Genomic DNA, 9,965 nt, shown 5'->3' with positions numbered 1-9,965 from the left:
TAGAAATAAAAGTAATAAGTGGAAAAAAGAACTATCAATAGCATTAGCAGAGAATTTTCATCTGTTTGAAAATTGACAAACTATATTTGTTTAGGTATAACCTAGATTTGCAGTTGTAATTTTATTTGTATTTTTTAATTTAAAAGTGTCTCTGAAATATTTATGTACAATTTCTTCTTCTACTATATAGGCATTCATAGATGATTTTAAAAAAGCAATAGCATAATCTGCATTATTATTTATTTTTGAGGATATTGTTGCTAATACTTTAGAGTAGTATTTTAAATATAGACTGTCTTGTTCTATGTAATAGGCAAATTTTTCTTTATTCAAAGTTCCTTCCATAAGTTCTTTATTAAATGGCATATCAATTATTTTTTTATATAGATTTTCATTTTTTTTCCAAACCATTTCTGAAAATTTCATTTTATTCTCCTTTTGTGATAAATTATTAGTTATTAAATTTTTAAATATTATTCTTCTATATATGCGTAGTTAAACTTATATCTGCCCAAAGGCTCATCAATATAATTTTTTAATTTAGGATTAACTACTAAAAAGTCAGTTCTATATATAAAAGGTATAATAGGTACTTCTTCAAAAAGTATTGCTTCTGCTTCTTTTAATGCCTCCATTCGCTTCTCTGCATTTGTGGCAGTAATAGCAAAATCTATTAAAGAATCGTATCTTTCATTAGAAAAGCCTCCGTAATTTATATCGCTGTCGCTTGTCATAATCTGAAGCATAGTAAGAGGATCATTATAATCGCCTGTCCAGCTTGTTCTTGCCATTTGATAATTTCCAGATTCTCTAAAAGGCAAAGTTATTTTTGATTCTTCTGTTCTTACAGCCGCTTCTATATTAAGTGCTTCTTTCCACATTTGCTGTACTGCTTCCATAACTGTAGTATAAAATCCTGATGATACTTTTAACTCTAATATAGGAAAGTTTTCTCCGTTTGGGTATCCTGCTTCAGCTAATAATTTTCTTGCCTCTTCAACATTTTGATTATAATTATTCGCTATTATATAATTACTGCTTTCTTCTCTGAATGATTTTTCAAGTCCTTTTACTGCTGGAGGTACAAATGCCTCTGCAGCTATTAATTTACCATATCCTATATTTGATACTATATAGTTTCTGTCTATTGCTAGTGATAATGCTTTTCTTACTCTTTTATCAGACAGTGTTTTATCTTTAGTATTTAAGTCTATATAATAAGTGCCTATAATATCGCTTACTGCCATTAGATTTTCTTTTATAAGGTTTTCTATCTCTCCTATAGGAGGAGCATTTATAGAAAAATCAACATCTCCTGTTCTTACAGCATTAAGTGAAATATATTCATCGGCTATCAAAACAAAATTTATTTTTTTAGCAATTTGATTTGTATAATTCCAATAATTAGTATTAATTTCGAAAACTATTTTTTCATCAGGTTTTCTTTCTGTCATTTTATAAGCACCATTACCTATATAAGTATTAGGATTCCAAGTCCAATCATCTCCGTATTTTTCTATTATATCTTTTCTTACAGGCATATATACGCCTCCTGATGCAAGTAAATCAGTAAAATATATTGTAGGCTCTTCTAGTTCTATTACTAATGTATTTTCATCTACTGCTTTAACTCCTAGATTTTCTACACTTTGTTTGGCTCTTATTATGTCTTTAGCATTTTTTATATATTCAATTAAATAGCTCAATGGTGAAGCTGTTTTCGGATCTGCTGCTCTTCTATAAGAATATAAAAAATCATCAGCTGTTACTTTTTTACCATCGCTCCATTTAGCATTATCTCTCAAATGAAATGTGTATGTTAGTTTGTCATCGCTTATATCAAAACTTTCAGCAACGCCTCCTACAATATTGCCGTTTATATCTTTATTAAGAAGTCCCTCAAAGGCATGATTAATATAAATATATCCGTAAGTTTCGTCATTTAAGGCTGGGTCTATAGTATTGAGTTCATATCCCAAATTTACAGTGATTTCATCTTTGATATTTTTTGTTTGTTTTTTACAAGATATGAATGATACAAATAAAAATAATAGAATAAAAAATTTTTGTGCTGAAGTCATAAAAAGCTCCTTTAGATTATAAATAAAAATAGAGATTTTTATAACGCCGTTTGTTTTGTTTTATTGAAATTTTTAGTCTTGCTTGATATTTTTTAATAAAACAAGACCAACTTTAGAAAAGGTCCCATTTTATTAATTTTAAGAAATTATATAAAAGAGATAATTCCCTACGCTGGCATTACCCAAACAGGTTATAAGGGTCGAAGTTTTAATAACAAAATATTATGTAAACTTCCTCTCAGCCTTTTCAAGCTCCCCGATTTTATACTAAAAATGATACAGCATTCTTATATTTTTATCAAGACATTTTGTTTTTTTATTTTGCATAGTAGTTAGAGATATTGTATTTAAGTATTAGTTAATTTCTTGAATGATAGCATATGAGTACTATAATTTAAAGCAGAGTATATGAGTTTATAGTTGCAAAAAATTATTATATTTTCTTAATTTTTGATTAGCTTTTTCTAAAATTAATTCCTGATTATAAAAGTCATAAAATTATTTTTTGTTTATAGTTATATATATTTTAACTACATCATTGTACTAATTACTATCTACACACATGTATCTTTGTAGCTGGACTATAAACTCTTTTTAATAGTTTATTTTTACAATATATATCTAAACAACTATAGTTTGTCAAAAAATTAATTTTTTAAATTTAAAATATTTGCAGGGCTTCACAGTCGTGCCCGCTCTGCGTGCCTTCGGCAACCCCAGTTCTTTTATGACGTCTTTCCGCCTGCGACCGAAGGAAGTACCGTTAGGTATGGTGTGTGCGGCAAAAAAGTTGATAATTCTATATAATGTACATCCGTTGACAAAATGAAATCATTCCAGTATATATAAAAATATTAAATAAAAATAAGTTTATTATATTGTATATTAGAGTAGGCGGTTCTTATGAGTTATATAAAAAATTTGCTTTATATATTACTAGATGAATTAAATTGCATTTATTAAAGTCCCTAATAAATCAAAATATATGTATGATAAATTTCAAGTTTATTTAAACTTTCAATAAATATAATTCAAAATTATTATTATAAATTGGTATTAAAAGAAGTTTTATATATAAAAAATGGAGCTATTAAAAAATAACAGCTCCGTAAAGTTTATTTTATTTTTTATTCCCATTCTATTGTTGCAGGCGGTTTTGAGGATATATCATAAACAACACGGTTAATACCTTTAACTTCATTTATTATTCTGTTTGATATTATACCTAATACATTATAATCAATTTTAGCCCAGTCAGCAGTCATGGCATCAACACTTTCTACTGCTCTAACTGCACAAACCTGTTCATACGTTCTGCCGTCTCCCATAACTCCAACACTTTTTACTGGAAGAAGAACTGCAAATGACTGCCATAATTTTCTGTAAAGTCCTGCCTTTTTTATTTCATCTACCACTATATCATCAGCTTCCTGAAGTATTTTTACCCGCTCCTCTGTAATGTCTCCAAGTATTCTAACGGCCAGACCAGGTCCGGGAAAAGGCTGTCTGTATACTATATCTTCTGGTAATTTTAATTCTAAACCTATCTCTCTAACTTCATCTTTGAATAATTCTCTGAAAGGCTCTAAAAGTTCAAATTTCATATCTTTTGGAAGTCCGCCTACATTATGATGGCTTTTTATAACTGCTGAGCTTCCCCTTAATGATACACTCTCTATTACATCTGGATAAAGAGTACCCTGTGCTAAAAATCCTACATTTTCTATCTTTTTAGCTTCATCATTAAATACATTTACAAATTCATGACCTATTATTTTTCTTTTTTGCTCTGGGTCTGTAATATCTGCTAATTTGTCCAAAAATCTCTTTGAAGCATCAACATATATCAAATCAATATTAAAATTGTCTCTGAATACTTCTACTACTTTTTTGTCTTCATCTTTTCTTAAAAGTCCGTTATTTACAAATATGCATTTTAACTGCTTTCCTATAGCTTTTTCTATTAATACAGCAGCCACTGAAGAATCAACTCCTCCAGAAAGACCAAGTATTACATTTTTATCTCCTACTTTTTCTTTTATTCTTTTTATCTCATACTCTATAAAAGAGCCCATATTCCAATTTTTTTCGCATTTACAAATATTAAAAAGGAAATTTTCTATAATTTTTATACCGTTTTCTGTATGAACAACCTCTGGGTGAAACTGTATAGCATAGATATTTTTTTGTTTATTTTCTATAGCAGCAAGTTCTGTATTAGGGGTTTTTGCTATAAGTTCAAAACCTTCTGGTATAGATTTAATGCTATCTCCATGACTCATCCATACTATATTTTTTTTGTCAAATGATTTGAATATACTTTCATGATTAGTAATTTCTATTTCTGCTTTTCCATATTCGCGTTTTTCTGCACTTTCAACTTTTCCTCCCATAGAATATACTATTATCTGCATACCGTAGCATATACCAAGTATTGGAATACCTAATTCAAATAATGCTTTATCAATTTTAGGGGCATCTTCTTCATATACACTAGAAGGACCTCCGGAAAGTATTATCGCTTTAGGATCAAATTCTTTTATAAAATCTATCGAAACATGAAAGGGGTGAATCTCTGAATAAACATTTAATTCCCTTATTCTTCTTGTAATAAGCTGAGTAAATTGTGAGCCGAAATCTAGTATTAAAACTTTATCTATATTGTTTTGCATATATTTCCTCTTTATTATTTGAATACGTTAATGATTAATTGAATAATATTATATCAAAATAATAAAATTTCAATTAATAGTTATCATAATATTTAATAATTACTCAAGCTAAGTTATTTTTCTGTAATGAAAATTCTTATAACACTATAATTTACAAAAAGTTAATTTTTTGCAAATCATAGTTATTTAGGTACTAGATTAATAATTATTAAAAATAGAAATATAAAAATTTATACGGGCAGACTTTATTTTTTATTAATATTTATTGTACAAAATCATTTTTATTTATTTATAGTACGCATATCTATTACATATCTGAATTTTACTTTTCCGTCTATAACTTTTCTGTATGCTTCTTTTATAGTTTGAGCATCTGCTTTTATTATTTCTACGCTAGGGTAAATATTATTTTCTATAGAATAGTTAAGCATTTCCTGAGTTTCTTTTATTCCGCCTATCAATGAACCAAATAATTTTTTACTGCCATGCTGACCTATCATAGCTGTAAGTGTAGGCATTTTGGAAGTTCTAGGAAGTCCTAATAAACACATAGTACCTCCTCTTTTAAGCATACGCATGTACATATTAACATCATAATATGCTGGTATGGTACTTATTATATAATTAAGAGTATTATTAACATTTTTTAAGTCATCAGCATTATTTACGTTAACATATTTTACTGCTCCCATATTTAAAGCATCATCTCTTTTATCTTCTGTGATGTCAAAAACTGTTACTTCAGCACCTAGTTTTACAGCGTATTTTACAGCCATAGACCCAAGTCCGCCAAATCCTGCAATACCTATTTTTTCTCCTTTTTTTACATTCATAGCTTTTATAGGCGAATAAGTGGTAATACCTGCACAAAGAAGCGGAGCGACTTTATCAAGTTCGGCATTATCTGGTATAAGTATTGCAAAGTTTTCAGACACTACTATATTATCAGAGTATCCGCCTTGAGTTATCTCATTGCCATGGAATCTATCTCTTGAACCGTAAGTATAAACTGCTCTATTTAAACAATACTGTTCTAAATTATCCAAACAGCTCTCATTGTCCGCATGAGTTTACCATACAGCCCACACCAGCAAAATCACCAACTTTAAACTTTGTTACTTTACTCCCTACTTGTATAACTCTGTCTGCTATTTCATGTCCTACTACTAAAGGAGTACTGCTTGATTTTCCTTCAACTACATGTATATCACTATGGCATATTCCAGCATAAAGTATTTCTATTAGCACATCATTTTCTCCGACAGCATGCCTTGTAAACTCATGATATTTAAAATCCATATTGGCAGAAACTGCTGCAAATCCTCTTGATTTTACCCTTCCGTTTGCATTGGTTTGTATATTAATAGGGGTTTTTTTAAGATTCTGATTATACATTGCATTTGAAGAATTATTTTGACTTTGTAATATATTATTATTTTCTGTATTTATGCTTGTTTGAGCATTTGATGAATTATTGCATGACATTACACACAATATTGATAGTATAGTTATTAATATAGCTTTTTTCATTTTTTATCTCCTTCATAAGTTTATATAATTATATCATTAAAGTAAACTCCAGAGTCAATATTTTTTCTATTAATTTTTTAATAAAATTTTATTCTAACTCCCGCCCATTTTATATTATAGTTTTTATTTGTTATTATTGTTATTTTATCATTTATAAACTTTTACTGTTATCAATAAAGCCCGCCCTAGCTTTATTTAAATTTGAAGTATTCGCAACGCACGTTAAACGGAATTATAGATATAAGCTAATTATGAATTATAATTCTGATTATATATAAAATTCAGCTTAACGTGCGTAGAGGAATATTTTTAAATTTAATATACGCTTGGGTGGGTGCCTTAATTTGTAATCAGGCTATAAAAATAATAAAAATTAAAATGTTAAAATAAAACAATGAAATATAAAGGGTGGGGATGTAAATAAAATTTTAAAATATAAAAAATTATTTATGTTATAATTATATATACCTAAACAACTATATTTTGTCAAAAATAAAATTATATTTTCTTTTTAATATCTGGGGCTTTGCTGCGAAGCACACAGTCGTGCCAGACCCTACTTCTTTTGTGACGCTGTCCGCCTGCGACCGAAGGAAGTACTGTTAAGTATGGCGTGCGGCGGGAAAAAGTTGAATAAAAAAATTGACAAACTTAAAAATTTTCAGTATATATAAGATTCGGCTTACCGTGTGTAGAGGAATATTTTTTAATTTAATATACGCTTGGGTGGGTGCCTTAATTTGTAATTAGACTATAAAAAATAATAAAAATGAAAATGTGAAAATAAAACAATAAAAAATAAAGGGCGGGGATGTAATTAAATCTAAAAAAAGAGTACGGATTTTTTAAGTCCATACTCTTTTTATATTCTTTTTAGTAATTATATTTTTATTTTACTACTATGTTTACAAGTTTACCTTTAACATAAACTACTTTAACAATGTTTTTGCCGTCTGTAAATTGTTTTACTTTTTCGCTTGATAGTGCCTGAGTTTTAGCATCATCTTCGCTTATATTAACATCAGCTTCTACTCTGTCTCTTATCTTTCCATTTACTTGAAATACTAATTCAAATACATCGTCTTTGCAGTACTCTTCATTATGTTCAACCCAGCTTTCTTCAAGTATCATCTTACCAAAGTTTAGTATCTGATAAAGCTCTTCTGTTATATGAGGAGCTATAGGATTAAGAAGTATTAAATATCCTCTTATGACTTCTTTAAACATAGCATATTCATCATCGCCGTTTAATTTTATTGATGACATATCATTTAAAAGCTCCATTAAAGCAGCAATTGCAGTATTAAAATGGAATCTGTCTTTAATATCTATTGTAACTTTTTTTATAGTCTTATGATATTTTTTGTAAAGACTTTTTGCTTCTTTTGATAAGTTATTATAATCAAATGATTTATTATTTTTGAACGCTTCTTCATCTTTGTATTTGAGAAATAAGTTCCAAATTCTGTTTAAAAATCTTGCAGAACCTTTAACACCTTCATCAGACCATTCTTTATCTTTTTCAGGCGGAGCAACAAACATAACAAATATTCTAACAGCATCAGCACCGAAAAGCTCTATAATCTCAGCAGGATCAACTCCATTAGCTTTTGATTTAGACATCTTTTCCATTTTTACTATAATGTCTTCTTTTTTTATACCGTCTTTTTCATATGCTTTATTATTCATCTCTTCCTGAGTATAGAATTTTTTTAACTCTCTTGATTCATAGCTATTTGATAAAACCATACCTTGAGTTAAAAGTTTATTAAAAGGTTCATCTCCTTTAATAAGTCCTATATCTCTCATAAACTTGTACCAGAATCTTGAATATAAAAGGTGCATACAAGCATGTTCAATACCTCCTATATACTGATCCACTCCAAGCCAAGCATTAGCTATAGCAGAGTCAAAAGGCATTTTATCATTATGAGCATCAGTGTATCTTGCATAATACCAAGAACTGCAGGTAAATGTATCCATAGTGTCAGTTTCTCTTTTTGCTTTGCCTCCGCATTTAGGACAAGTGGTATTAACAAATGATTCAGATTTTTTAAGAGGGTTATCTCCAACTGTAAACTCAATATCCATAGGAAGAGTTATAGGAAGTTCACTTTCAGGCACTGGAACAATTCCGCATTTCTCACAATGTACAAAAGGAAGAGGATTGCCCCAATATCTTTGTCTTGATATAAGCCAGTCTCTAAGTTTGTATTGTACTTTTTCGCTGCCGAAACCTTTTTCTGATGCATAGCTTATAGCTTTTTTAATAGCTTCTCTTGTAGAAAGCCCATTTAAAATATCTGAATTAACAACCACTCCGTCTTCAGTATATGCTTCAGTCATGTTTTCAGCTTTCAAAGAATTATCAGCATTCTGTATAACTACTTTTACAGGTATATTATATTTTTTAGCAAATTCAAAGTCCCTTTGGTCATGAGCAGGAACAGCCATTACAGCACCGCTTCCGTATTCAGCCAAAACGAAATTAGCGGCGTATAAAGGAGCTTTTTCTTTATTGAAAGGATTAATAACATATCTTCCAGTAAATACACCCTCTTTTTCATAATCCGTTTTTTGATCTATTTTAGCAGATTTCTTTATGAACTCTTCTACTGCACTTTTTTGTTCATCAGTACACATATCTAAAAGTCCGTCATAGTTCCAAGCTATAGCCATATAAGTAACACCATAAATAGTGTCTGGACGAGTTGTAAATATAGGAAAATCTTTACCGTCATCTAAAGTAAAATTAACATAAGCACCAACACTTCTTCCTATCCAGTTTTTCTGCATAGCTATAACATTATCAGGCCAGTATCCTTCAAGTAATTTTAAGTCTGCATCTAATTGTTCTGCATAATCAGTAACTTTTATATACCATTGTTCGAGTTTCTTTTTAGTAACCTCTCCGTCGCATCTCCAGCAAGTGCCTTCTGGAGTAACCTGTTCATTTGCAAGAACTGTATTACAATGATCGCACCAGTTAACATCTCCGCCTTTTCTGTATAAAAGTCCTTTCTCATACATTTTTAATATAAACCATTGTCCCCATTTATAGTAGTCAGGTAAACAAGTGGTAACTTCTCTATCCCAATCATAAGAATATCCAAGCAAGTTTAGCTGCTCTTTCATATTAGCTATATTTTTTAAAGTCCATTCTGCAGGGTGAGTTTTATGTTCTATAGCAGCATTTTCTGCAGGCATACCAAAAGCGTCCCAGCCCATTGGATGTAATATATCATATCCTAAAAGCCTATAGTATCTAGCTATAGAGTCGGCTATAGTATAGTTAGAAACATGCCCCATATGCATTTTACCAGACGGATAAGGAAACATTTCAAGTACATAATATTTTTTATCTGTAGGTTTAGATACTGTTTTGAAAGAATTATTATCTTTCCAGAATTTCTGCCATTTCTTTTCAATGGTAGTAAAATTATATTCCATGATTAACACTCCGTAGTTTGTTTGATAGATACTATTAATTTTTATTAAAATATTAAAATTTAGTTTACATATTTTTAATGTCAAAAATTATATTGCAAAATGGTATATTTTTCAAGTGATAATATTATTTTAAATTGTTTAAGAGCCATAGATATTGCACACTTTTATTTTAAAAAAAGAAGGTATTCCTTATAATTTAAATTGCTATAAATAACCCCAAAGGAATACCTAT

General features: G+C 29.3%; 4 protein-coding genes, 1 pseudogene and 1 riboswitch. All 5 genes and pseudogenes read right to left on the bottom strand.

Features of this window, described 5'->3' with window-relative positions:
• Positions 1-90 precede the first annotated feature (90 nt).
• The 5 genes and pseudogenes from Q1X91_RS13365 to leuS all read right to left on the bottom strand — a co-directional run bounded on the left by Q1X91_RS13365 (position 91) and on the right by leuS (position 9,733).
• Positions 91-426, bottom strand: coding sequence for a hypothetical protein (locus tag Q1X91_RS13365; protein ID WP_300758527.1), 336 nt, complete (start codon positions 424-426; stop codon positions 91-93).
• Positions 427-473: 47 nt separating this feature from the next.
• Positions 474-2,081, bottom strand: coding sequence for a peptide ABC transporter substrate-binding protein (locus tag Q1X91_RS13360; RefSeq protein WP_300758524.1), 1,608 nt, complete (start codon positions 2,079-2,081; stop codon positions 474-476).
• Between the two features lie 147 nt (positions 2,082-2,228).
• A riboswitch (TPP riboswitch) is annotated at positions 2,229-2,350 on the bottom strand.
• A gap of 858 nt (positions 2,351-3,208) precedes the next feature.
• The gene (gene guaA / locus Q1X91_RS13355) at positions 3,209-4,753 is read right to left on the bottom strand and encodes a glutamine-hydrolyzing GMP synthase (protein WP_300758522.1); all 1,545 of its coding nucleotides are present in this window, start codon (positions 4,751-4,753) and stop codon (positions 3,209-3,211) included.
• A gap of 281 nt (positions 4,754-5,034) precedes the next feature.
• A pseudogene (locus tag Q1X91_RS13350) lies at positions 5,035-6,283 on the bottom strand (NAD(P)-dependent alcohol dehydrogenase).
• Positions 6,284-7,171: 888 nt separating this feature from the next.
• Positions 7,172-9,733, bottom strand: coding sequence for a leucine--tRNA ligase (gene leuS / locus Q1X91_RS13345; RefSeq protein WP_300758520.1), 2,562 nt, complete (start codon positions 9,731-9,733; stop codon positions 7,172-7,174).
• Positions 9,734-9,965: the final 232 nt, after the last annotated feature.

Source organism: uncultured Brachyspira sp., from assembly GCF_949287625.1.
Classification (GTDB): Bacteria; Spirochaetota; Brachyspiria; order Brachyspirales; family Brachyspiraceae; genus Brachyspira.
This window is presented reverse-complemented; position numbering and strand designations above follow the sequence as displayed.

What these genes read in the sequence shown, in the direction of transcription:
- Q1X91_RS13365 (WP_300758527.1), bottom strand. Translation starts at nt 426, where the DNA reads ATGAAATTTTCAGAAATGGTTTGGAAAAAAAATGAAAATCTATATAAA.
- Q1X91_RS13360 (WP_300758524.1), bottom strand. Translation starts at nt 2,081, where the DNA reads ATGACTTCAGCACAAAAATTTTTTATTCTATTATTTTTATTTGTATCA.
- guaA (WP_300758522.1), bottom strand. Translation starts at nt 4,753, where the DNA reads ATGCAAAACAATATAGATAAAGTTTTAATACTAGATTTCGGCTCACAA.
- leuS (WP_300758520.1), bottom strand. Translation starts at nt 9,733, where the DNA reads ATGGAATATAATTTTACTACCATTGAAAAGAAATGGCAGAAATTCTGG.